Below are 24996 nucleotides of genomic sequence, written 5' to 3' on the forward strand. Positions count from 1 at the left end.
AATCAATTAAAGTTTATGAAGTTAAAATTATCCCTATTTTCTATTTTATTGTCGTTAGCAATGTATGCTCAGCAAAATAAGCTATGGAAAAAAGTTGAATTAGAAAGTAAAAGTACAGTAGTAAAAAGAACTAATGAGGCTTTTTATAAATTAGAATTAGATGCTTTTAAAAAGGCATTAACAACAACATTAAATAGAAGTGGCGGAAAAACTTCAGAAACAATCATTAGTTTTCCTAATGTAGAAGGAACAATAAATGAATATAAAATTCAGGAATATTCAATTATGCATCCTGATTTAGCACTGAAATACCCAACTATTAAATCATATAAAGGAGTAAATATAAATGATCAACTAGATCATATTTATTTTTCTATTTCAGATAATGGTTTGCAAAGTATGTCTTTAACTGAAGGAAAGAAAGATGTCTTTATAACACCTGTTAAAAACCAAAAAGATATTTACAAAATATACAATAGAGGTGTTAAAGAAAATGAGTTTTTCTGTAGTACAGTTGATGCTTTGAAAGAAAACTCAGAAAAGAACCATGTTGAAAATAGAAACGCAGATGATGCTATCTTAAGAACTTATAGAATTGCTATTTCTGTTACAGGGCAATATACAGCGTATCACGGAGGGACTAGAGCTTTAGCTTTGGCAGCAGTAAATGCAACAATGACTAGAGTAAATGCAGTATTTGAAAAAGATTTTAATGTAAGATTACAATTAATAGCCAATACTGAAGACGTTATTTATTTAGACAGTGCTACAGATCCTTATTCTGGAGGAAGGAATCTTAATAGAGAATTGCAAAGAACGCTTACAAGAGAAATTGGAGAAGCGAATTACGATATAGGACATTTATTTACGCATGCCAGGCCTAACGGAAATGCTGGTTGTATTGGTTGTGTTTGCCAAAACGGTAGAAAAGGAAGTGGTTATTCTGCTCATGATGTTCCAGAAGGAGATAACTTTGATATAGATTATGTATGCCATGAAATAGGACATCAGTTTGGAGCAAATCATACATGGACACATAGAGGTTCAGAAAGAACTGGAGTGCAAATGGAGCCAGGGACAGGATCAACTATTATGGGATATGCAGGAATTGGAGGAAATGCAAACGTACAGTTACATAGTGATCCGTATTTTCATGCAGCTTCAATAAGACAAGTAACAAACGTTATAAAAAGAACAAGGTGTCAAGTTGATGTCAATACAGGAAATAATGTGCCAGTTGTTAATGCAGGTAATGATTATACCATTCCAAAAGGAACACCTTTTGTATTGTCTGGAGAAGCAAACGATGCAGATGTAGATGATGAACTAACATATTGTTGGGAACAAGTAGATGATAATAGAGGAGGGAATACGTTTCCTTCTCCAAGAAGAACTAGAGGAGTAGCTTTTAGATCTTATGAACCTACGAGAAATAATAAAAGATACTTTCCGAATCTATCAATTATAAAACAAGGTAGTACATCTTGGAAATGGGAAGCCTTAGCAGATGTTGCTAGAACGTACAACTTTAGATTAACAGTTAGAGACAATAGAGATAATGGAAGTACGAATAATAGTGATGATGTAGAAATAAATGTTGTTGAAGAAGCTGGTCCTTTTCTAGTAAACTATCCAAGTGATGAAAATATTACATGGAATGTAGGTGGAAGTGAATGGATTAACTGGGATGTTGCTGGAACTGATGTTAATGGAGTAAACGCTACTCATGTAGATATTTTAATGTCTACAGATGGAGGAGATACTTATCCTGTTATTTTGGCTGAAAATGTGGTAAATAACGGAGCTCATCATATAAGAGTTCCTAATCATATTGGAAGTAACAATAGAATAATGATTAGAGGACGCGATCATATATTCTTTGATATTTCTAATCATAATTTTAATATAGAGCCAGCAATAGCTTGTGTTGCTCAGGTACCACAGAATTTGAGAGTTTCTAATATTGAAGGAACTTCAGCACAATTAAGTTGGACAGATGTACCAAGTGCAGTAATTAGGGTAAGTTTTAGACGAGTAGGTGATGTAAATTACAGAGTGATTAGAACATCTAATGATAGATTAAGGTTAACAGGTTTGCAACCAAATACAGAGTATGAAGTAAAAATTAAAAGTAGATGTAGAGGCGGAGGAGCAGCTGTAGATTCTGATTTTACAAACACAATTAGATTTAGAACAACACATGATTATTGTTCTTTAGAAAGTGAAAATGCCGATGGATTTATCACAAATTTCGAATTAGGAACTATTGCAAACCCATCTAGAAATAGTGTGTATACGAATTATAACCATCTTTCAACAAATTTAAGAAAAGGTATTGAGCATGAACTGAGAATTACTGTAAATAGAAGATCTGCATTTGCAAGGTATCGATATATTGTTTGGATAGATTATAATAGAGATGGAGATTTTGAAGATGCTAATGAACGTGTTATAAGTACAGATAGAATAAGAGACAATAATATTTCAGAAAACTTTACGATTCCAAATAACGTAAACAACGGATATGCAAAAATGAGAGTTGCAATGGTAGAAGGTAATACAGGACCGTGTGGAACTTTCTTTGCAGGAGAAGTAGAGGATTATGCAATACAAATTACGAGTATAGATGATAACGAAGTACCAGTAATTACATTAAATGGAAATGCTGTGCTAGAAGTAGAAGCTGGAAGTAATTATATAGATGCAGGAGCTACGGCATTAGATAATGTAGATGGAGACATAACTGGGGCAATTGTAGTTGCAAATAATGTAGATACATCAGTTTTAGGAGTATATCAAGTTACCTATAATGTAGTTGATAGTTCAGGAAACAATGCGATTGAAGTTATACGTACTGTAAGAGTTGTAGATACTCAAATCCCTGTAATTACATTAAATGGAAATGCTGTGTTAGAAGTAGAAGCTGGAAGTAATTATGTAGATGCTGGAGCTACAGCGGTAGATAATTTAGATGGGAATATAACAGGAGCAATTGTAGTTGCAAATAATGTAAATACATCTGTTTTAGGAACGTATCAAATTACTTATAATGTAGTTGATAGTTCAGGAAATAATGCTGTTGAAGTTGTACGTACTGTAAGAGTTATAGATACTCAAATTCCAGTAATCATATTGAATGGAAATGTTATGTTAGAAGTAGAAGCTGGAAGTAATTATGTAGATGCTGGAGCTACAGCGGTAGATAATTTAGATGGGAATATAACAGGAGCAATTGTAGTTGCAAATAATGTAAATACATCTGTTTTAGGAACGTATCAAATTACTTATAATGTAGTTGATAGTTCAGGAAATAATGCTGTTGAAGTTATTCGTACTATACGAGTTGTAGATACTCAAATCCCAGTTATTACATTAAATGGAAATGCTATAGTTGAAGTGGAAGTAGGAGCTAATTACGTTGACGCTGGAGCTACGGCAACAGATAATCTAGATGGAAATATAACAGGAGCAATTGTAGTTGCAAATAATGTAGATACAGCAGCTTTAGGAACGTATCAGGTTATTTATAATGTAGTTGATAGTTCAGGCAATAATGCTGTTGAAGTTGTACGTACTGTACGAGTTGTAGATACTCAAATCCCAGTCATTACATTAAATGGAAATGCTATAATTGAAGTTGAAGCAGGAAGCAATTATCTAGATGCTGGAGCTACAGCGGTAGATAATTTAGATGGAGATATAACAGGAGCCATTGTATTGGTAAATAATATAGATACATCTACTTTAGGAACGTACCAAGTAACATATAATGTAGCGGATAGCTCTGGAAATAGTGCTGTTGAAGTAGTTCGAACTATTCGAGTAGTAGATACAAGAATCCCTGTAATTACATTAAATGGAAATGAAATAGAAGAAATTGAGTTTGGAGGAACGTACAATGAGCTTGGAGCAACAGCTTTTGATAGTTTAGATGGAGATATCACCAATCAAATAATAACTTCAGGAAATGTTAATACAAACATAACTGGAACTTATAGTGTAACGTATAATGTAACTGATAGTTCAGGAAATAATGCAGTAGAGGTTGTAAGGCTAATTAAAGTGAAGTCTAAAAAAATAATAGTATTTCCAAATCCAGTAGAAAACGATTTTGTTCAAATTGTTTTTCCTGAAGAAGAAGCAAATTATTTCATTAGCGATTCGTTAGGGAAGAAAATAACAGAAGGAAGCATAAAAGATGGAGAGAAAATTAATTTAGAGCATTTAGGAACTGGAATTTACCATATTAATTTACTGATGAAGAGTAGAGTTAAGACAATAAAAATCATCAAAAAATAAAGAAATAACAAAAAAAAATGAGATAATTAAATTATCTCATTTTTTTTATAAAAAGCTTTCTATGTATTACTAGCAGAGATTTATCTATATTTACTCCTGTTTAATCAGCACAATAAAAGAAAACAAACATTCAATAAAATATGAAGAAATTAGCATTACACTGGAAAATTTTAATAGGAATGGTGTTAGGTATCATATTTGGTATCGTAATGACCACCATAGATGGAGGCGCTGGTTTCGTGGGAAGATGGATAAAACCCTTCGGAACAATCTTTGTAAAACTATTAAAATTAATTGCAGTACCATTAATCATAGCTTCCCTTATTAAAGGAATTTCTGATTTAAAAGATATTTCTAAATTTAAAAATATAGGATTAAGAACAATTGCTATATATGTAGGAACTACTGTCATTGCAATTACTATTGGTTTATTATTAGTAAATGTTGTAAAACCCGGAGATGGAATTTCAGAAGAAACAATTACAAAATTAACTGAAACCTATGCAAATAGCGGAGGAGTACAAGCTAAGATTGCAGAAGCATCAAGACAAAAGTCAAGTGGACCGCTTCAGTTTTTGGTAGATATGGTACCAGATAATGCTATGAAAGCAATGAGTAACAATAAAGCAATGTTACAAGTAATTTTCTTTACAATTTTCTTTGGAATTGCAATGCTGTTAATTGGAGAGAAGAAATCAGAACCATTAAAGAACTTTTTCGATTCGCTAAATGAAGTGGTATTAAAAATGGTAGATTTAATCATGCTGTTTGCTCCGTATGCAGTATTTGCATTATTAGCGAATGTAGTGGTGTCTTCTAACGATCCAGATTTATTACTAGCCTTATTAAAATACGGGCTTACTGTTGTGTTTGGGTTATTGTTAATGGTAGTTTTCTACATGATTTTAGTAAGTGTATTTGTAAAGAAAAATCCACTTTGGTTCTTACAGCAAATTAGTCCAGCACAATTATTAGCTTTTTCAACGAGTTCAAGTGCTGCAACATTGCCGGTTACTATGGAACGTGTAGAAGAACATGTTGGTGTAGATAAAGAGGTATCGAGTTTTGTATTACCTGTAGGAGCTACAATTAATATGGATGGAACAAGTTTATACCAAGCAGTGGCAGCTGTATTTATTGCACAAGCACTAAGTTTCGATTTAACTTTTGGAGATCAATTAACGATTATTTTAACAGCATTATTAGCTTCTATTGGATCAGCAGCTGTACCAGGAGCAGGAATGGTAATGTTAGTAATTGTATTAGAAGCTGTAGGTTTCCCTTCAGATAAATTAGCAATCGGATTGGCATTAATTTTTGCTGTAGACAGACCGTTAGATATGTGTAGAACTGTAATTAATGTAACAGGAGACGCAACAGTATCTACTTTGGTAGCAAAATCCGTAGGAAAATTAGGAGATCCGAAACCAAAAAACTGGGACGATCATTATGAAGAAGTAAAGTAATTAGAACTACTTCTTATATATTTTAAAAAAGATTATTTTTATAAGTATCAAATGTGTAATCATTTGATACTTTTTTTATATAATTGAAGTACTAAAAAATTAACTATTCTACAAATGAACATTTGTTTTCTAATGTACCCATGGGAAGAGATTGAGCCAGAGAAGGATTCAACATTAACGTTAATTCATGAATGCGCTAAAAGAGGGCATGGAGTTGCCATTTGTACCCCATCAAATTTAACAATTCGTAATAGTGTTACGAATGCTTTTTGTACGATTTTAAATAGAATGGAAAAAGTTCCTTCATCTTATAAAAGCTATTATAAGAAAGCAACTACAAGAGAAGAAATGCTACCATTAGCAGGGTTCGATGCTATTTTTATGAGAGCAAACCCGCCATTAGATCCTTTAATGCTAAACTTTTTAGACTCTGTAAAAGATGATGTATTTATTATTAATTCTGTGGAAGGAATGCGTGAAGCAAATAATAAATTATACACAGCCGTTTTTGAAGACCCAGACAATGAGATTATTCCTGTTACACACGTTTCTAAGAATAAAGATTATTTAATCCAGACGATTGAAGAATCAAGTTCAGATAAAATGATTTTAAAACCTTTAAATGGTTACGGAGGTTCTGGAGTTATTTTAATAGAAAAATCAGCAATGGGGAATATCAATTCCTTATTAGATTTCTATATTAGTAAAAGTGATGGTTCATCAGATTATGTGATTCTTCAAGAATATATAGAGGGGGCTGAAAAAGGTGATGTTCGTATTTTAATGTTGAATGGACTACCAATTGGAGCGATGAAAAGAATTCCAGGAGAAAAAGATCATCGTTCTAATATAACAGCAGGAGGAAGTGTTGAAAAACATAAATTAACAGCAGCAGAGAAACTTTTATGTAAAAAGATTGGACCAAAACTAGTAAAAGACGGATTGTATTTTGTAGGGATCGATGTAATTAATGGAAAACTAGTTGAGGTAAATGTAATGAGTCCAGGAGGGATTACATACATCAATAAAGTGTCTAAAGTAAAACTACAAGAAAAAGTAATTGACTTTTTAGAAAGTAAGATTTTAGAGAAAAATGCTGCGTTCAAACGAATGACAGATTTAAAACGTATGGTTAACGAAGCGTAGTTTATCATTAGAAGTATTAAAGAAATGTTGCAAATAACATCTCCCGTAGTTTCTGTAGAGTGGTTATACAAAAATATAAATGCAGAGAATTTAATTGTATTAGATGGAACCATTAAAAAAGTTACAGCTACTGAAGTACATAAAACAGAAAAGAAGCAAATTCCTAATAGTATCTTTTTTGATTTAAAAGGAGTCTTTTTAAATAAAGAAGGACAATATCCTAATACAATTCCAGAGGAAGCATATTTTGAAGAAAAAGTACAAGAATTAGGAATTAACGAAGATAGTTGTATTGTAGTATACGACGATTTAGGAATTTATTCGGCTGCTAGAGTTTGGTGGCTTTTTAAAACTTTTGGTTTTCAAAATATAGCAGTTTTAAATGGAGGATTTCCTGCTTGGGAAAAAGAAGGGTATGTTACAGAATTCCCTGTAGAAAAGAAATTAAAGAAAGGAAGCTTTAAAGCAACTTTTATTCCTTCAAAATTTACAAACTTTCACGAAGTACGTATCAATATAGATTCACAACAGTTTTGTGCTGTAGATGCACGTTCAGAAGGTCGTTTTACAGCAAAAGAACCTGAACCTCGAAAAGATTTAGAAGGAGGGCACATACCGAATTCTAAAAATTTGCCTTTTACAGTTGTACAACAAGATGGAAAAATGAAACCAAAAGAAGAGTTAATCGAGTTATTTAACAAAGTTAATTCAGAACATAAAGATTATATTTTTACTTGTGGCTCTGGAATCACTGCGTGTATTTTAGCATTAGCGTTAGAAATTACGGGAAAAACAAATTACGCAGTGTACGACGGATCGTGGACAGAATGGGCAAGTATTAAAGATTTACCGATAGAGAAATAAATGAGTTTAGACTGGAGTAAAAAAGAATTTGAAGCGTATGTATTATTATATGCAGCGCAATGTAATTTAATAGAAACAGAAGAAGAAAGAGAGTATATTCTTTCTAAAGTAGATGAAGAAACATTCAATAGAATTCATAATTTAATCGTTTTTGAAAAAGATGAAGATTCTATTGCTAGAATAAAAGAATATTTATTTTTAAATAAGTATTCAGCAGAAGAAAAAAGAACATTAATAAACGATATAAAAGAAGTGTTTTTTGCTGACGGAACTGTAGATAAAATGGAGAAAAAAATCTTTGCAGTACTTCAAAAAATATTAAAATAATGTTGAAATTATCTAACGAAGAAATTATTCAAAAGATTACTGCTGAAGAAACTTTTGAAGCAGTAAGTGAGGACTATTCTTTTACCATAAAAATAGAAAACTACCTTCCTTATATCTGTGCAGCGGTACATGATGGACATCAATTTAGAAAAGAATTGTGGGAAAACTGTACACATACAGCGTATGAAAGATGGTACGAAGAAGATCCTGCAACTAAACAAATGGTACAATCGTATCCTATTATAATTGCAGGATTAGATTCTCGATTCGAATACGATTTAAATCGAGAACCAGAAACAGCAGTTTACACAGATGCTTGGGGGAAACCTTTGTGGAAAACACCTCTTTCAGAGGAAATGAAAAAAAAGAGCCTACAAAAGCATGAAAATTTTTATAAAGTTGTTAGAGCTTTAGTAGCCAAAATCGAAGGAAAGTTTACAATGTGTATTGTATACGATATGCATAGCTACAATTGGAAACGCTGGGATAGAGAAGTACCAACTTGGAATATAGGAACGAAAAATGTAGACCAAAAACGATTCCAAGAAGATATAGAGTTATGGAGAACGATTTTAGAAAAAATGTCATTACCAAATGGTATTCAATCTACCTCAAAAATTAACGATACTTTTCAAGGAAATGGCTACTTCTTAAAGTTTATTACAGAAAACTTTGAAAATACATTAGTGTTAGCTACAGAAATAGCAAAAGTATATTGCGATGAGTTAACAGGTGTTGTTTTTCCAGAAGTCGTAAGTGCAGTTGAAGTGTATTTAAAAGAGCATTTGAAAATGCATGCAACAGCGTATTATCAACGACATTTGAATAGATCATTTTCATAGAAAATCATAAATTTGCAAGCATAAGTAAGCATTATGATGATTGACTCTTCAGTACGTACACAAAAACTATTAGATATAGATAATCGTATCGATACACTAGTAAAGAAAATAGAATTACTTCGATATGTGAATCCTACTAATATAGAAGAAGAAAAACAAAAATTCTTCGCTTCTAAATATTTAACAGACCCTGTTTTTGTATATCCAGAAAGAGATTTCGATAAGTTTAAATTACATAGCGAGTTTTTTGCATTGCCTTTAGAGGAAATCCAAGACGAGAGAATTCGAAACTTATACGAAGAGATTATTTACTTCTATTCTGGATTAATTCAGTGTATAGAAACAATTGGAGAAGGAAAAAAGTTCTATTATAATAGCTTGCGTTCTTTTGGATCTCCAACAGAAGAAGATGTAGAAAACGCAAAATTTATTTTACACTTTGAAGATAAAGATGAAAAATCATCAGTTTTTCAACCAAAATATTCTCCTACTCAAGCTGCTGAAATTTTTAAAGAATACGGTAAAAAATATGCTTTCGATTTTAATATCAAACACTCTACTACTATGAGTGCTATTGCTATGGTATTAAATAGTACGCAATCGTTAGTATTAAATGATCATTATACGTATTCAGAAAATGAAATGGGAATTCTAACAAACCATGAAATAGGAGTACATATGGTTACAACTATGAATGGATTAAAACATCCGTTAAAAATATTTTCTCATGGATTTCCTAATAATGTAGAAACACAAGAAGGATTGGCTGTTTTTAGCGAATATATGTCAGGCAATTTAACATTAAAAAGATTAAAAGAATTGGCATATAGAGTTTTGGCTGTAAATGGATTGGCTAAAGGATATTCTTTTTCTAAAACCTTTAGATCATTACACAATACTTTCGATTTAAATAGGGAAGATGCTTTTTATATAACAGTACGAGCTTATAGAGGAGGTGGATTTACAAAAGACTATTTGTATTTAACAGGGCTGAAGAAAATCTATAATTATTATAAAAATAATAAGGATTTGAATGTGTTGTTAACAGGAAAAGTAACACTAGAGTTTGCAGATGAAATAGAATATTTAATAGCAAATAATTTAGCTGTAAGACCAGAGTTTATAACAGATTCTTATGCTGAAAATAGTAATACAGATACAACACTTAATTTTATTCTAGACAATCTAAAATAAATTAGATATTGCTTTAGGGGAAAGGGGGGGAAGTATGTGAAAAAGTTAGCGTTGTCTAATTTCAATAGAAAATAAGATCAACCTATTGTAGGATAATTAGCTTTGGTTTCTTGTGTAACTTCCACAGTTTTATGAGCTACTAAAATCTTAAGCCATTCTGTAAAATTATCCACTTTATATTGTAATTTCTGTTCTTTAGAATTAAAATATACCAAAGGCCATTCTCCTGTATCTGTATTTTCATTCATTAACCAGCACCAAGCACCGCCATTTTTATCATTAGTAACTAAACATAATAAATCCTTTGTAGGAACAGTAGTTCCATTTTCGAATTGAACAGTAGAGCCTAAATCTTTTTGGTGGTCAGAAAGTAAAACAAGTTTTTTACTACTATGAATTGGAGTGCCATAAATATGCTCTCCTCCATCTCCAAAATACTGTAAGAATAATTTATAAGAACTTGGAAATGTAACTTGTAAATTACCTTCAATATTTTCTATATCAGATTTTAAAAGCTTTGGACCAATGTTTTTGTGTAACGAATGATCATCTGTTAAAGCAATAATTAAATCCATAACAGTTTGTTCTTCACCGTACATCGATTTAATATCCTTAATGTCATGTTTAGCTTTTTCTACCATACGCTTTTTACGTATGATTCTATTTTTAATAGCTCTTGATGTAATTTCATTTTTTACATCTAAATAGATAACTCCAGTAAAGAAAATAGCCAATACTGAGAGAGTAATTGTTTTCAAATTTTGCTTTTTCATTATAAAATTTCAATTAATTCTTCATACTTCGATATAACCATGTCAGCATTTTTAAGTGTTTGATTCGTAACTAAAGGATTTTTATATCCTATAACAAAAATACCAGCATCATTAGCGGCTTGTATGCCGTTGTCAGAATCTTCAATAACAATACATTTATTACGCTCACTTTCTCCAAGTGAAGCAGCCTTTTCAAAAATTTCTGGATGTGGTTTAGAGGCTTTTAAATCTGCACCACTAATTTTTGCTGTAAAGTACTGATGTAAATTAAAACGATCGAAAACACGATTAATATTTACCATAGCCGAAGACGAAGCAAGTACTAAAGTGTATCCTTTATTGTAAAAATATTGAATAATATTTTCTACACCATCAATCAATTTTAAATTGGGGTCATTTTCAAAAAAATCAACATAGCGTTTTCGTTTATCTAATACAAGTGTTTCGGGAGGGGTGTTTAAGCTAAAATGTGCTACCAACTTCTGAAAAGCGTTTAAAGTAGACGAACCTGTAAAAGATGTATACAATTCGTCAGAAACACTAAGTCCTAATGCTTCAAACACTTCGTAGTAGGCTTTTTTGTGTAATTCTTCTGAATCGATGATAACACCATCCATATCAAAAATTACACACTCAAGATTTTGTACCATAGGCTTTCTTAACTTAAAAATTTAGACTTCAACTCAGGCGTTGGTATCATGCATTGCGCTTTTTTACCGAACCAACGATACCTGTTTTTCGCAATAAAATCGTATACAAGATTTCTAATCGGAGTTGGGAAAACCCAAAAAATATAAGTTAATTTCCAAAATCCACCCAAGCTATTCATAATATTTAATGCTGCATCAGATTTTATGTAATAAGCAACCTTAGGTTCATAAAGTACGATAGAATCAATTTGAGTTACATCAATTGCAAGATCATTTAGAATTTTTTTTCCAAATTCAGATTGCAATGAAGCAAACAGAAACATATTTTTTTTATCGAACTTTATAATTTTAATAATGGTTTCATTACATAAGTTGCATACACCATCAAACAGAATAAGCTTTTTCCCCCCAGAAATAGTATTCATAATTATATTATCGAAATAATTTCTTCAAAATTACAATAACTTTTTGTAACATAATCCATAAACTAGCGTCTAGTGTGTGTAAGTATGTTAAAATTATAATAACAATATACTTATTTTAGTCTAATAATTAACTAACTAGCATGATTCGAATAGAAGATTTACACAAATCATACCCAATAGGAAAAGATTCACTTCACGTTTTAAAAGGATTGAACCTACATATTAAAGAAGGAGAATTTGTTTCCATTATGGGATCTTCTGGTTCAGGAAAGTCTACATTATTAAATATTGTTGGGTTGCTAGATACGCATGATGAAGGGAAATATTATTTAAACGGACAGCTTATTGAAAACTTAAATGAAAAGAAAGCAGCCGTTTTAAGAAATAAATTTTTAGGATTTGTATTCCAGTCATTCAACCTAATATCATATAAAACAGCTTTAGAAAATGTTGCATTACCGTTATATTATAAAGGTATAGGAAGAAAAGAGCGTTTAAAAACAGCTATGGAATATTTAGAAAAAGTAGAATTAGGACCTTGGGCCAATCATTTACCAAATGAGTTGTCGGGTGGACAAAAACAACGTGTGGCAATTGCCAGAGCGTTGGCTACTAAACCAAAAGTAATTTTAGCAGATGAACCTACAGGAGCTTTAGATTCTAAAACTACAGATTCTGTAATGGATTTATTGAAAGGAATTAATGATGAAGGAATGACAGTATTTGTAATTACGCACGAAGAAGATGTAGCAGAGCAAACAAATAGAATTGTAAGGCTTAAAGATGGAGTAATTATAAGCGATGAACTTACTAAAACGGGAAAAGCTAAAGCTGAATTAACCTACTAAAAGAAGCACTATGTTTGATTTAGATTCTTGGCGAGAAATTTTTCAGAGTATTAGTAAAAATAAACTAAGAGCAATTCTTTCTGGATTTACAGTAGCATTTGCAATTTTACTTTTTACATTACTATTTGGTATTGTTAGTGGTTTAAAGAATACGTTTACAGATGCTTTTGTAGACGATGCTGCAAATTCTATGTTTGTTCGCGTATGGAAAACATCGAAACCATATAAAGGATTACAAACGGGAAGAAGAATACAACTGAAAAATAAAGATTTTAATTATGTAGGTGATGAGTACGAAAATAAAATTCAGTATTTAACTGCTAGAATATATAAAAACGTAAACATCAGTTATAAAAATAAACAAGACAATTATAATTTAAGAGCAGTACATCCAGATCATCAATTTTTAGAAAAAACGATTATGGATGAGGGAAGATATATTAACGAGTTGGATTTACAACAAGCTTCTAAAGTAATTGTAATTGGACGTTTAGTTAAGAAAGATTTATTTGGAGAGCGACCAGCTGTAGGGAAACAAGTAAATGTGAATGGAATTTCTTATAAAGTAATCGGAGTGTTTTCTGATGATGGGGGAGACAATGAAGAACGTTTAACCTATATGCCAGTAACAACTGCACAAAGATTATATGGAAATAACGATCATATTAGTCAGATTAATATTGGATATAATCCGAATTTAAACTTAGACCAAGCTATTGCATTTGGAAATAGACTAGAAAGAGATTTACGAGAGAAGTTAGATATTCATCCAGATGATCAAAGTGCACTATCTGTACGAAATATGGCAGAAGCAAATAAAGGAGTAAATCAATTTATGGTTGCCTTGTATTTTATTGTAATTTTTGTTGGTTCAGGTACTTTAATTGCTGGAATTATTGGAATTAGTAATATTATGATCTTTTCTATTAAAGAAAGAACAAAAGAGTTCGGAATTAGAAAAGCACTAGGAGCAAAACCATCATCAATTATTGCAATGGTAGTAAAAGAATCGTTATTAATTACAGCGATTGCAGGATACTTAGGATTATTACTAGGAACTTATATTTTAGATCAAATAGGCGATGGTTTAGAAGAGTATTTTATTAAAAATCCTGGAGTAAATACAGGAATTGTAGTAGGAGCAACTATCGTTTTAATATTAGCAGGATTAATTGCAGGATATTTACCAGCTAAAAAAGCAGCACAAATAAAACCAATTGTAGCCTTAAGAGCAGACTAATTATGTTTAGATTTTTATTCGATTCAGATACATGGCAAGAAATTTACGGAGGAATTCGTAAAAATAAAACACGTACCATAATTACTATTATTGGTGTTCTGTGGGGAATATTTCTATTAGTAGTGCTTTTAGGAGCTGCTAGAGGAATGGAAAATAACTTTAAAAACCTTTTTGGAGATTTTGCTACCAATAGTGTATTTATGTGGGGGCAAAGAACAGAAAAGCCTTTTAAAGGGTTTCAGAAAGGAAGAACAATACGCTTAACTACCAAAGATATAGATGTTTTAAAAAGAGAATTTAAGGATATCAAATATCTAGCTCCACGAAGCCAAACTAATGGTACTATTATAAATGGGTTCAAGTCAGGAGATTTTAATGTAAGTGGAGATTTTCCTGTATTAGATAAAGTTCAGAAGAAAGATCTTATTTATGGACGTTTTATAAACGATAACGATATTTTGAATAAAAGTAAAGTTATGGTTATAGAAGAGGAAATGTATAAGCAATTATTTGATAAAGATGAATACCCTATTGGTAGTTATTTAATATTGAATAATATAAATTACAAAGTTGTAGGGGTTTATAAATCTGGTAATATTGATATAGATGGAGAAACAGCTTATATTCCTTTTTCTACATTTCAACAAGTCTATAACAGAGGAAACAGAATTAGCTGGATGATGGTTACAGGAAAAGAAGGTATAGACATCGAGCAGTTAGAATTGGACATGAAACTTACGCTGAAAAATTTGCATAAAGTAGATCCTGAAGATAATAGAGCTTTTGGTAGTGCAAATTTGGCAGTGCAAATAGGAAAAATAACAGGGTTCTTAACAGGAATGCAGTTTTTAACTTGGTTTGTGGGTATTGCTACATTAATTGCAGGGGTATTTGCTATTGGAAATATTTTATTAATTACAGTAAAAGAAAGAACTAAAGAAATAGGAATTCGTAGAGCTTTAGGAGCAACTCCTATAGAAATTCGTTTACAAGTAGTATTAGAATCTATTTTCCTTACCACAATAGCAGGAATGTTAGGAATTATATTTGGAGGAGCAGTACTATACTTAATGGATGCAGCTCTAGGTAGTGGGCCAGATCCAACACTATTAAATCCAACTGTAAATATTCCTATCATATTATTAGCATTTTTAATATTAGTAATATTAGGAACCTTAATAGGAATGATACCAGCTTATGTAGCAACATTGGTAAAACCTATTGAAGCATTAAGAGAAGAATAAATTAGTAATCAGACTTATATAAATAAATACAATGAGCAAAAGAGCAAAAATTATTTTAATATTAGTAGCAGTATTGTTTGCTGCAGTATTAATATGGTTCGCGAAAAAGAACAAGAAAAGCGTTGTACAATACGAAACAGAAACGCCTTTTAAAACGACAATTGTAAAGAAAACTGTAGCTACAGGTAAAGTAATACCTTTAGAAGAAGTGGAAATTAAGCCACAAATTGCAGGTATTGTAGATAAAGTAGTTGTAGAAGAAGGTCAAGTTGTAAAAACTGGAGATCTGATTGCTACTGTGCGAGTGGTACCTAATGTAGAAGCATTAAACTCAGCTAATAACGAAATTAAGAATGCACAAATAGCTTATGAGAATGCAAAAACACAATTCGATCGTAATAAAAGATTATTCGAGAAAGGAGTAATTGCAAGACAAGCATTTGAAAATTCAGAATTGTCATTTAACAATGCCAAGCAACGTCTTTCTAATGCAAGGTCTAATATGGATATCATTAAAAGAGGTACAACTGCAGGTTTAGGAAGTGCAGCAAACACAAATATTAGAGCTACTTCTTCTGGTATGATTGTAGCGATTCCTGTAAAGAAAGGATATCAAGTAATTCAAGCGAATAACTTTAATGCGGGTACTACTATTGCAACTATTGCAGATATGAATAAAATGATTTTTGAAGGGAAGGTAGATGAATCTGAAGTAGGTAAGTTAATCAAAGGAACAGACTTAGAAGTTTCTTTAGGAGCTATCGAAAATAAAAAATTCCCTGCAAAATTGAATTTTATTGCACCTAAAGGAACTGAAGAAGGTGGAGCAGTACAATTTACAATTAAAGCAGACGTAACTTTAGATGATAATTATTTCATTAGAGCAGGTTATTCTGCCAATGCGGATATTGTATTAGAGAAGAAAGATAGTGTATTAGCTATTAAAGAAGCTTTATTACGTTTCGACAAGAAAACTGAAAAACCATATGTTGAAGTAAAAACAGGGGAAGATAGTTTTGAGAAGAAAGAGCTAGAACTTGGAACTTCTGATGGAGTAAACATTGAAGTAATTTCAGGTGTTGAACCAGGTGCAGAAATTAAAATATGGAACAAAGCATCTAAAGATAAAAAGAAAAAAGAAGATGATAACTAGTAGTTTATCATAGCTAAACAGTATAAAAGGAGTCTATTATAGACTCCTTTTTTTGTTTATTAAACATTCACCGATGTTAAAATGTAGTTCATCGATAGTTTCATCGAATACAGTATTTTTCCTGTAGATCTTTTGAGATAAAAATATAAATTGCTGGAAATAATTAAGTTAACCCCCGATAAACTATCATTATGAAAAAAAAATACCTAAGTGTTACTTATGTTGCATTCTTCATTGCAACATTGTTTTTAAGTATAACAGTACAATCTCAAAGTCCTTTTAATTGTGTAACAGAAGCATATCTATTTCAACATAACGATGTGTATGCACAAAATCTAGCATCTGGAAATGCTGTTTTAGATGGAATTAACCTAACATCAGAAGTAATTAACGGTGTAGGATATAATGACAAAGATGGTTACATCTGGGGCTCTTTAAAAACTTCAGCAAATAATACCATAGTTCGAGTTGGTAATAATTATGAGGTAACTGTATATACGGTTCCTGGTGCAACATATAGTTATGTTGGAGATATCAATATGGACGGAATTTATTACCTTAAATCAGGAAGTAATTCATTTTATAAAATAGATTTAGATCCTGAATCTGAAGATTACCTAACAAAAATAGGAACAGGAACACTTTCTCAAGGAATTGGAAATCACGATTGGGCATTTAATGCGGCAGATGATATGTTGTATACAGTAGAAAAAGGAAGTAATATTCTGTATAAAATTGATCCAGCTACAGGAAATGTAACAACTCTTGGTGAGGTTCCTATACTTTCTGGTTTAAATTATACATATGGTGCTGTGTATTTTGATGTAGATGGAAATTTTTATATATCAGCAAACCAAACAGGAACGGTGTATGTTGTATATGCTGTACAAAATGTAACCAGTAGCTTAGATATGGTTTCTAACTTGTTCGCATTTGGACCTTCAAGCTCGCAAAATGACGGAGCAAGGTGTCCAACAGCTCCTGTACCTCAAGAAGATTGTACAAATGGTGTAGATGATGATGGAGATGGTTTAGTAGATTGTGATGATCCAGCATGTTCTGGTGTTGCAGCTTGTCCTACTATTACACCAACTACTACAGGTAGAAATGGAGGTTTAGAAAGTAATAATAGACTTTCAGAAAAAATCAATCAAAGAAATTTAAATAGAATTAAGACAAATGATAAGTTCGATCGTGCAACAGCAAAACGAATATATAAGTCGGGTTCATATGGAAGAAAAACTAGCAATACAGTTTCTTTATGGGATTTCATACCAATGGATATTTTAGAAGGAACTAGAGCTATAGAAAGCACCCCAAGTGATTTAGTAGATATTACAAATGCAACAGAAGTAGTTGCGGTAGATTATATAACTGATAATAATGAAGGAGCTGGAACATTATTGGTATTAAAAACAGAGAATTCAGTATATGAACATGCAAAACAGATTTGTGATCGTTTTACAGGATCTGAATTGCTTTCTGTTTCTAATATGGAAATAAATGAAGAATTATTCATTAAATCAATTGAAAAAAGACCAGATGGTGGTATTGAATATGTGGCAAGTTTTTCAGTTAGAAAATCAGATGATGAGCAATCATATGTAGTAGAGTCACATTGGAACTTAGATAAGTACACTCAAAAAGGATATTATAATTTCCAAATTTGGGCAAGCTCTATAGATGATTTATATAGACTTGCAGAAGAAACGTTACGATTGATAAATATTCAAAAAAATATCACAGAATATAAATCTTCTGATGCACCACCTATTTTTATTAAAAAAGGAAATTATAGCAGAGGAAAGATAGAGTTAGATATTGTAAGTACCATTGGAGAAACGGTGGCCGAAATCGAAGGAAAGAAACGAATGACAGAAACAAGTGATAGTGAAAGTGTACAATTTTCAATTCCATTATCAGGTTATGTAAACCATGTAACATTAGATACTCAAAACTTATATGATTTTGGTTTCAGGTTAAAAAATGAATATGACCTTACTCCAGATGATTTATTCTTATCAGATGGAACTTGGGGAGTAGATTATAGTTCTGAACCTTTTACGCAGCGTTTTGAAGTTTCTCAAAATACAATAACATTTAGCGATGAAGAATATGGCGTAGAAAGAAATTTTGCGGCAACATTCGAAGCAGATCAAGATGTGTCTATTTACAGATCGTTAACTCCAAAATTCGAAAAAGTCGACCTTTCAAATTACGATATTATGCGTTTCAATGCAAAAGGTACAGGAAAGTTAAAAGTTATCTTAGTAAAAGAGAGTATTGCTAATTGGGAGGATCAACCTTCTATAACAATAGATCTTTCTCCTAATGAAAGAGAGCATATCATATATTATAACGATTTACAAAGCACAGCTGGAGTAGATGAAATTATTTTAAATGATGTTAAAATGATATTCTTTACACTAGTTTCTGAAGGAGGTTCTGTAGCTGTAGAAAAAACAGTAGAAGTGAATAATATTAGGTTCTCTGAAGGAAATACAGCAGGTACACCAGATGATGTTTTGACAAAAATGTCGGTTGGACCAAACCCTATGGAGAATAGCACAACATTTTCTTTTAACTATACGCAACAACGTGAACTGACATTTGAAGTTTTCAATATTCTTGGAAAGCAAGTTTATGAAGAAGCTTTTACAGCTAAAACTGGAAGGAATACGATTAATTTTGAAAGAAATAACCTAGCTTCAGGATTGTATTTCTATAAAATTAGTGCACCAGATAGAAAGTGGAAAGGGAAGCTATTATTAAAATAATTTTTCCATTTAAAAAATTAGAATTTTTAATGCTTTTTAGTAGTTTTTTTGAATATTTAAAAGTATCTTAAACCAAAGATTACTTACTTAAGTAAACATAAATTTCTTGGCAATTCTTATGTCAAGCTAAAAGAATTAAAATATATTTTGATACTATTAATCTTTAGGATATTACAGAGGTTGTAATATTAAAGGAATAACATATAAAAAAATAAAAATAGTGTATTATTAGTTTATTACAAATAAGGTGAAACTTTGAAGAAGAGCTTGGAAACAAGCTCTTTTTTTTAGTTATACCAGTTATGATTTGAAGTTTTACTGTAAAAGAAAAAAACGTTTTATTATGGTAATTTCAATTTGTAAATGGTATTAAACGAAGCTATACTACCATTTGTCGAAGATAACTACCAGTAGAACTAAAAGTTTACATGTAGTATGAGTAATGTAGGTATCTTTGAAATGTAAAGTTTAGTTTTCATCCCTAAAACAATTTGTTTATGAATATTTTTCAACCGTTAAAAGAAGTTCTTACAAGATTATTTCAATTAAGTATGCCAACAACTAAGGTGCAAGCGATACCGGTATACACAAGAAAAAATAGAAATTCTTTACATAAGAGATAAGGTTTTCCCCCAATACTTGTCGGTAGTACGAAACGATACTATTGATTGTGTTATCACAGATTACCTAAAAAAGGAGCTCCATAGAGCTCCTTTTCATTTTATAAAATATTATTTTATGCTGTTGTTTAGTTAAACATTTTAGCTACTTTTTCAGCTTTTCTACTTTCAGAATAATCATAAAATCCTTCTCCAGATTTTACACCTAACTTACCAGCAGTTACCATATTTACTAATAGCGGACATGGAGCGTATTTTGGATTTTTAAATCCTTCATACATTACATTTAAGATAGATAAGCAAACATCTAAACCAATAAAATCAGCTAATTGTAATGGTCCCATTGGATGTGCCATTCCTAACTTCATTACAGTGTCAATTTCTTTCACACCAGCAACACCATTATACAATGTTTCTATAGACTCATTAATCATTGGCATTAAGATTCTGTTCGCAACAAAACCAGGATAATCATTAACTTCTACAGGAACTTTATTAATCTTTTCAGTAAGTTCAACAATAAAATCATTTACTTCATCAGAAGTATTGTATCCACGAATAATCTCTACCAATTTCATAATTGGAACAGGGTTCATAAAATGCATTCCAATTACTTTTTCTGGACGAGAAGTAACTGCAGCAATTTGAGTAATAGAGATAGAGGAAGTATTAGTTGCTAGAATAGTGTCTTCAGGAGAAACATCATCTAATTCCTTAAATATTTTTAGTTTTAAATCAATGTTTTCTGTAGCAGCTTCAACAACTAAGCTAGCATATTGTACACCATCCTTAATACTAGTATAGGTAGTAATATTACCTAGTGTATTGTCTTTGTCTTCAGTTGTAATTTTCTCTTTAGCTACCATTCTATCTAAATTTTTAGCAATTGTAGCTAAACCTTTATCTAAAGCAGCTTGAGAAATATCAATTAACTGTACATTATATCCAAATTGAGCAAAGGTGTGGGCAATTCCGTTCCCCATAGTACCAGCACCAATTACAGCAATATTCTTCATGAAAATTAAGTTTTAGTTGTTATGTTATATTAATTAGAAAAACAATCAATTATTTGATGAGCAACTCGTAATGCTTCTGTTCCTTGTGTTAAAGAAACAATTGGAGTTGTATCTTGACGAATGGCATCTGCAAAAGAGTCTAATTCATCTAAAATTGCATTGTTTTGATGGATTTTAGGGTTTTCAAAGTAAATCTGTTTTTTTACACCTTCAGCATTTTGTAAGATCATAGCAAAATCGTCTGGTACTTCTGGAGCATCTTTCATTTTTACTACTTCAGATTTCTTTTCCAAAAAGTCTACAGATATATAAGCATCTTTTTGGAAAAAACGAGTTTTACGCATGTTCTTCATAGAAATTCTACTCGATGTTAAGTTAGCTACACATCCATTTTCAAATTCTATTCTTGCATTGGCAATATCTGGAGTTTCAGAAATAACAGAAACGCCACTAGCAGAAACTTTTTTTACCTTCGATTTTACAACAGAGAGAATAATATCAATATCATGAATCATTAAATCCAATACAACAGGTACGTCTGTACCACGTGGATTAAATTCAGCCAATCGGTGAGTTTCTATAAACATTGGCGTATCAATAATATCTTTTACAGCAGTAAATGCAGGATTAAAACGCTCTACATGTCCAACTTGTCCGCGAACATGATTTTGACTAGCTAAGGTTCTAATTGCTTCCGCTTCTTGTAATGTATTGGTAATCGGTTTTTCAATGAAAATATGCTTTCCTTTTTCAATGGCTATTTTAGCACAATCGAAATGAGAAAGAGTAGGAGTTACAATATCTACAACATCTACGGCATCTACCAAATCCTCAATGGAATCGAATAAATGATAGCCGAATTGTTCGGCGACTTTTTCAGCATTTTCTTTACTAGGATCATAAAACCCTACTAATTCATATTTTTCTGACTCTTGTAGTAAACGGAGGTGAATTTTTCCTAAATGACCTGCTCCTAAAACTCCTGCTTTTAGCATATATTATTACCTTTTATTAGTTATTGATTTCAAAATCAACGCTAACAAAGATACACTTTTATAGATTTTTTTTAGCGAATAATTACTACTTTTAACCCGCTAAAAATCGACGTTTTTTTGAGAGATACTACCAAACACCAAGGGCTTAGAAATCAATTAGCTGCTACTTTATCGGGAAAAGGGATAACCGATGAAAAAGTTTTAAATGCGGTACGAAAAATTCCAAGGCATTTATTTATTGATAGTAGTTTTGAAGACCATGCATATCAAGATAAGGCATTTCCTATTGCTGCAGATCAAACCATTTCGCATCCATATACAGTTGCTTTTCAATCGCAAGTATTAAGTATTAAAGAAGGAGAAAAAGTATTAGAAATAGGTACAGGATCTGGTTATCAGACAGCTGTATTGTTAGAGTTAAAAGCAGAGGTGTATACAATAGAGCGTCAACATGAGTTGTTTAAAAGAACCTCTTTGTTTTTACCAAAAATAGGATATAGACCGAAACGTTTTATTTTCGGTGATGGATATAAAGGATTACCAGAACAAGCTCCATATGATAAAATAATTGTTACCGCTGGAGCTCCATTTATTCCAAAAGCATTATTAGCACAATTAAAAGTAGGAGGAATGTTATTAATTCCTGTTGGAGAAGGAACACAAATCATGACACTTTTAATTCGTACTTCTTTAAAAGAATTTGAAAAACACGAATTAGGTGATTTTAAATTTGTTCCGATGTTAGGGAAGAAGAATTAAATTGATCAATGAAAGACTACGTATTAACACTCTTAAAAATCCTTAACAGTAAAGAGAAAAATGTAATAATAAGTCCGTATTGTTTTGAAATTGCATTTACCATTCTCAGTGAGGGAATGGTTGGAAAAAGTAAGAAAGAGATTTTAAGATTATTAGAAATAAATGAAAGGAGTCTAGATTTATCATCCAAATCATATAAAGATTTAACTAATCGTAAAGAGGGAGTTTTATTTGATATTAAGAATGAAATTTCTCATAATAATGAGTTAGAACTAAAGAAAAGTTATAGAAATAGAATAACAAGTAACTTCCCGCTAAAAATTATAAGTGAAGGCTTTAACGATTTATCAGGCAATTTTTCGATTAAAAGCGTTTTTAGTTTAGAAGCTTTTTGGCTGGAAACGTTTTATGAACTTTCAAGGCCAGAAGTATTCACTTTGCCCTCAGGTAATGAAATGGATACTTTATATTTATGCCAGTCCAATATATATGGAGAGAATAATACAAAATATTTAAAAGCTGATACGTATGAAGCTATTCAACTTCCTCTAAAAGGTAAAGAAATAAATATTGAAATATATTTACCTAATGACTATGATGGGCTTGAAGCTTTCGTTTCTCATTTAGAAACTGATTTTTTTCAAAATCAAAAGTTCAAAAACGTTGATGCTATTAAAGTAGTACTCCCTAAATTTAAATCTAATCATAAACTTAATTTAAAAGATTATAAAGAAGAACTTAAAGTTCATCAAGTTTTTGAAGCAAGTTATGATTATTGTAACTTATTTGAAGGTAATGAATTCGTTCATATTACTAAGATAAAACAAGATAATGAATTAGAATTAAATGAAAAAGGAGTTAAAGGTAAATCTACCACTGCTATTGGTGGAATAGCAGGAGGAATTTCATCACCTAAAGAGCATATATATTTTGAAGCATCTCACTCATTTTTATATGTTATAAGGGACAGGGTTTCTGAAGATGTTTTCTTTATAGGTACTGTTGATGAACCTAAATTATTTGATGATATTTCATTAATTTTTTATAATGAGAGGGAGTATAAGATATATAAGGATAACAAGAAGGAGATTACAAATGTAACAAGTTTACTATTAGCGTTGTTTGTATTAAATAGGATAAAGTATTTACTAGAGGTGAATAATATGTTTGTTGATTGGTTTGAATTAACACTATGGAAAATTATAAAAGATTTTTCTGAAGGAAAAGAGAGCAAGCTATTAGGGGTTATATCATCTATAGATGTTCATAATATGAAGATTAAAGGAGTAAACGATGAAGTTAAAAAAAGTTTTGAAGAATTTTTTCAAGCCAAATTTAGTTTACTTAATAATGTGATTAACCAATTGATTTTTAAATATAAGTTTTCAGATAATAATGACGTGGATTATGTAATTGGTTTAGTGAGTGATTTAAAAGAAAGAAATATACAACTGCCTTCTTTTGAGTTGGTGAAAAAATATGAGCTAGGACTTCCCAAAGAAGGTTGTAACATTCAAAAGAAAGCTGATTTTTTCTTAGTTAGGCCATTACCTAAAATTACACTTACTGAAAAAGAGATTAAACAGAAAAAGCAACGAAAAAAAGCAAGAAGATTTCTTTCAACAATTTTAAATATGAATTTGAGAGGGCTGATTTATTTTGGAGTAATCTCCTTGGAAAAAATAATTAAAAAGCATAAATATCAAATTAAAGAATTAACCCCTTGGATTAATGAATTAAAAAAGATTATTATTACAGATATTAAGATTGAAGAAGTAAAAGAAATTTTAGAAGAGTTAGAAGTAGGATTTGATGAGCAAACAGGTTTTTATTCTTCTAGTAGATTTTTAAGCAAAGATAAACATGAGGAAATTATAGAAAAGTATATTGAAATAAAAGAAATACTTAACATACTCTCTGGTTTATTTTGGACAGTAAAATGGAGTAATAATGATTCAAGAAAATCATTACCTGGAGAGATTATCTATAGTTGTGAGAGTATATTTGATGAATTAATAGAACAGAATATTGATATTGAGTTTTTCGAAGATTTAAAAAAACATAGAATTAGAAATGGAAACGTTCTAGGCTCTCCAATAGGTTTATAATAAACAACTATAAATTAAAACAAAAAAAATCCGCCTTTTTAAAAGCGGATTTATTGAATTTGAAAAAAGAACGATCAACTACTCTGCTGTTGCATCTGCAACAACTACTTCCTGTTGATAGTTTTGTTGAGTTTGCTTAGTATTTGTGTTTTGTGATAATCCACATGGAGCTGTGCTTCCACAAGAAGTTAATCCTAAAAAACCAACAGTACAAATTGCAATAAATACGACTCTTTTCATTTCTTTCTAT

21 protein-coding genes are annotated in these 24996 nt (G+C 31.0%); 15 read left to right on the forward strand and 6 right to left on the reverse strand.

Annotated features, from left to right (window positions below; genetic code table 11):
* The first annotated feature begins 15 nt into the window (after positions 1–15).
* From ACKTTC_RS01015 to ACKTTC_RS01045, 7 genes are all read left to right on the forward strand, one after another.
* The gene (locus ACKTTC_RS01015; RefSeq protein ID WP_408037451.1) at positions 16–4299 is read left to right on the forward strand and encodes an immunoglobulin-like domain-containing protein; all 4284 of its coding nucleotides are present in this window, start codon (positions 16–18) and stop codon (positions 4297–4299) included.
* Positions 4300–4439: 140 nt separating this feature from the next.
* Positions 4440–5765 carry a dicarboxylate/amino acid:cation symporter gene (locus ACKTTC_RS01020; protein ID WP_408037453.1) on the forward strand — a complete coding sequence of 442 codons (1326 nt, stop codon included), beginning with the start codon at positions 4440–4442 and terminating at the stop codon, positions 5763–5765.
* A gap of 114 nt (positions 5766–5879) precedes the next feature.
* A complete protein-coding gene (gene gshB, locus ACKTTC_RS01025; RefSeq protein WP_408037455.1) occupies positions 5880–6911 on the forward strand; it encodes a glutathione synthase in 1032 nt (343 codons plus the stop codon).
* Between the two features lie 24 nt (positions 6912–6935).
* Positions 6936–7775, forward strand: a complete 840-nt coding sequence (locus ACKTTC_RS01030) for a sulfurtransferase (protein WP_408037457.1) — start codon at positions 6936–6938, stop codon at positions 7773–7775.
* Positions 7776–8102 carry a hypothetical protein gene (locus tag ACKTTC_RS01035; protein WP_408037459.1) on the forward strand — a complete coding sequence of 109 codons (327 nt, stop codon included), beginning with the start codon at positions 7776–7778 and terminating at the stop codon, positions 8100–8102.
* On the forward strand, positions 8102–8944 hold the full coding sequence (locus ACKTTC_RS01040) for an N-formylglutamate amidohydrolase (protein ID WP_408037460.1): 843 nt from the start codon (positions 8102–8104) through the stop codon (positions 8942–8944). The genes ACKTTC_RS01035 and ACKTTC_RS01040 overlap by 1 nt, the downstream gene beginning before the upstream one ends.
* 33 nt (positions 8945–8977) lie before the next feature.
* Complete coding sequence (locus ACKTTC_RS01045) at positions 8978–10138, forward strand: flavohemoglobin expression-modulating QEGLA motif protein (protein ID WP_408037461.1); 1161 nt, start codon at positions 8978–8980, stop codon at positions 10136–10138.
* Positions 10139–10215: 77 nt separating this feature from the next.
* Here ACKTTC_RS01045 and ACKTTC_RS01050 read toward each other — a convergent pair whose 3' ends face one another.
* The 3 genes from ACKTTC_RS01050 to ACKTTC_RS01060 are packed head-to-tail and all read right to left on the reverse strand — an operon-like array spanning position 10216 to position 11986.
* Positions 10216–10896 (reverse strand): SMI1/KNR4 family protein, encoded by a 681-nt coding sequence (locus ACKTTC_RS01050; RefSeq protein ID WP_408037462.1) that lies wholly within the window; start codon positions 10894–10896, stop codon positions 10216–10218.
* A gap of 14 nt (positions 10897–10910) precedes the next feature.
* Positions 10911–11561, reverse strand: coding sequence for an HAD family hydrolase (locus ACKTTC_RS01055; protein WP_408037464.1), 651 nt, complete (start codon positions 11559–11561; stop codon positions 10911–10913).
* A gap of 8 nt (positions 11562–11569) precedes the next feature.
* Complete coding sequence (locus ACKTTC_RS01060; RefSeq protein WP_408037465.1) at positions 11570–11986, reverse strand: thiol-disulfide oxidoreductase DCC family protein; 417 nt, start codon at positions 11984–11986, stop codon at positions 11570–11572.
* Between the two features lie 140 nt (positions 11987–12126).
* On the opposite strand from ACKTTC_RS01060, the gene ACKTTC_RS01065 reads away from it, so the two are divergent.
* The 6 genes from ACKTTC_RS01065 (at position 12127) to ACKTTC_RS01090 (ending at position 19871) form a co-directional block, all read left to right on the forward strand.
* A complete protein-coding gene (locus ACKTTC_RS01065) occupies positions 12127–12834 on the forward strand; it encodes an ABC transporter ATP-binding protein (protein WP_408037466.1) in 708 nt (235 codons plus the stop codon).
* A gap of 10 nt (positions 12835–12844) precedes the next feature.
* Complete coding sequence (locus ACKTTC_RS01070; RefSeq protein ID WP_408037467.1) at positions 12845–14074, forward strand: ABC transporter permease; 1230 nt, start codon at positions 12845–12847, stop codon at positions 14072–14074.
* Positions 14075–14076: 2 nt separating this feature from the next.
* Positions 14077–15318 (forward strand): ABC transporter permease, encoded by a 1242-nt coding sequence (locus ACKTTC_RS01075; protein WP_408037468.1) that lies wholly within the window; start codon positions 14077–14079, stop codon positions 15316–15318.
* Between the two features lie 31 nt (positions 15319–15349).
* Positions 15350–16471, forward strand: coding sequence for an efflux RND transporter periplasmic adaptor subunit (locus ACKTTC_RS01080; RefSeq protein WP_408037469.1), 1122 nt, complete (start codon positions 15350–15352; stop codon positions 16469–16471).
* A gap of 191 nt (positions 16472–16662) precedes the next feature.
* A complete protein-coding gene (locus ACKTTC_RS01085) occupies positions 16663–19248 on the forward strand; it encodes a DUF6923 family protein (RefSeq protein WP_408037471.1) in 2586 nt (861 codons plus the stop codon).
* A gap of 497 nt (positions 19249–19745) precedes the next feature.
* A complete protein-coding gene (locus ACKTTC_RS01090; RefSeq protein ID WP_408037473.1) occupies positions 19746–19871 on the forward strand; it encodes a hypothetical protein in 126 nt (41 codons plus the stop codon).
* Between the two features lie 125 nt (positions 19872–19996).
* On the opposite strand, the gene ACKTTC_RS01095 is transcribed toward ACKTTC_RS01090, so the two are convergent.
* Positions 19997–20884, reverse strand: a complete 888-nt coding sequence (locus tag ACKTTC_RS01095; RefSeq protein WP_408037475.1) for a 3-hydroxybutyryl-CoA dehydrogenase — start codon at positions 20882–20884, stop codon at positions 19997–19999.
* Positions 20885–20913: 29 nt separating this feature from the next.
* On the reverse strand, positions 20914–21879 hold the full coding sequence (locus ACKTTC_RS01100) for a Gfo/Idh/MocA family protein (RefSeq protein ID WP_408037476.1): 966 nt from the start codon (positions 21877–21879) through the stop codon (positions 20914–20916).
* 117 nt (positions 21880–21996) lie between these two features.
* On the opposite strand from ACKTTC_RS01100, the gene ACKTTC_RS01105 reads away from it, so the two are divergent.
* Complete coding sequence (locus ACKTTC_RS01105) at positions 21997–22638, forward strand: protein-L-isoaspartate(D-aspartate) O-methyltransferase (RefSeq protein ID WP_408037478.1); 642 nt, start codon at positions 21997–21999, stop codon at positions 22636–22638.
* 8 nt (positions 22639–22646) lie between these two features.
* Positions 22647–24746, forward strand: coding sequence for a serpin family protein (locus tag ACKTTC_RS01110; protein ID WP_408037480.1), 2100 nt, complete (start codon positions 22647–22649; stop codon positions 24744–24746).
* Between the two features lie 78 nt (positions 24747–24824).
* Here the strand turns inward: ACKTTC_RS01110 and ACKTTC_RS01115 are convergent, their stop codons facing one another.
* Entirely contained in the window at positions 24825–24986 is a 162-nt protein-coding gene (locus ACKTTC_RS01115; RefSeq protein ID WP_408037482.1) for a hypothetical protein, read from the reverse strand.
* Positions 24987–24996: the final 10 nt, after the last annotated feature.

This window comes from Tenacibaculum amylolyticum (assembly GCF_964511145.1).
In the GTDB taxonomy this organism is placed as follows: Bacteria; Bacteroidota; Bacteroidia; order Flavobacteriales; family Flavobacteriaceae; genus Polaribacter; species Polaribacter amylolyticum.